The organism is Bacillus haikouensis (genome assembly GCF_013179555.1).
Classification (GTDB): Bacteria; Bacillota; Bacilli; order Bacillales; family Bacillaceae_B; genus Rossellomorea; species Rossellomorea haikouensis_A.
Window position 1 is genome coordinate 1 of sequence record NZ_JABMCR010000540.1, and the last position, 1,266, is coordinate 1,266.

The window sequence follows — 1,266 nt, forward strand, 5'->3', positions numbered from 1 at the left end:
AGTCGGAACAGTCGGTATGATGCTCTGGACAGGATATAAAGCAGTAGGTTCTTTTGATATCATACCGGTATTTGAGAATACGGATGTTACCAAATCATTATTGTACGGCAGTTTATTTTCATTAGCGGTTGCCCTTATTCTTTTCCTCCGTCAAGTAAATTTGAAAGGAGTGCAAGGTAATGCCGTCGGGACTGCGGTGGTGGAAGGAATCAAATCAATGCTTCCTGCAGTGTATATCCTGATCTTTGCATGGGCCATTGTCACATTAATCGATGAACTTCAAACCGGGACGTATTTAGCAGGTCTGGTGGAAAAATCAGACATGCCCGTAGAACTCCTGCCTGTGCTTCTGTTCCTGGTAGCGGCCATCATGGCGTTCTCTACAGGAACTTCATGGGGTTCATTCGGAATCCTTCTGCCGATTGCAGGGGAAATTGCAGCTGCGACAGATGTAAGTGTATTACTTCCTGCGATGGCAGCAGTCTTAGCGGGTTCTGTTCTTGGGGACCATTGTTCACCGATTTCCGATACAACCATCCTTTCTTCTACGGGAGCAGGAAGCAATCATATCGACCATGTACTCACACAGCTTCCATATGCACTCATTGGGGCAGTAGCCGCTGCGATTGGTTATCTCGTACTTGGATTCACTGGAAGCACCCTGCTGGGGTTACTCACAGTGATCGTCCTGGTGGGGGGAATCGGCTTTATAAAAGGAAAGAATACAGAGTCAGCAGTTTCACAATAAATGATACACAAAAAACCAGAGGCAGTCTGCTTCTGGTTTTTTTTTGTGTGTATTGGAACACTCAATGAATCGAAGTTTGAAAAGCGCAGCATGCCAATCGCAGAAGAAATTGATATTGAGTCATTGCCAATATTCTACCATCTCTTTCTTTCTCATATGAATAGGAGGAAAGGGGGGAACTGATTTGTCGACGAAGGTGGAAGGTTTTGACGATTTAAACTATCCAGACGATTTATTGTCAATCATTAGAAATGGATTTCAACACACCTCCAAGCCTAAGCATGTGCTTATTTTAGGAGGAGGCATGGCAGGACTGGTGGCCGCCTCACTGCTTAAAAGAGCAGGTCATGCGGTGACGGTGCTGGAAGGGAACAACCGGATAGGCGGAAGAGTTTATACAGTGAGGGAGCCATTTACTTGCGGAAACTACCTGGACTTTGGTGCCATGAGAATTCCCGGGAGCCATCAATTGGTCTTCGAATATATCAAACAATTCAACCTCCCGGTCAATCGCTTTA

2 protein-coding genes are annotated in these 1,266 nt (G+C 45.5%); both read left to right on the forward strand.

Features of this window, described 5'->3' with window-relative positions; genetic code table 11:
* The coding region (locus tag HP456_RS24105) for a Na+/H+ antiporter NhaC family protein (protein WP_216663415.1) at nucleotides 1–748 on the forward strand (748 nt) is incomplete at its 5' end.
* A gap of 184 nt (nucleotides 749–932) precedes the next feature.
* The coding region (locus HP456_RS24110) for a flavin monoamine oxidase family protein (protein WP_216663416.1) at nucleotides 933–1,266 on the forward strand (334 nt) is incomplete at its 3' end.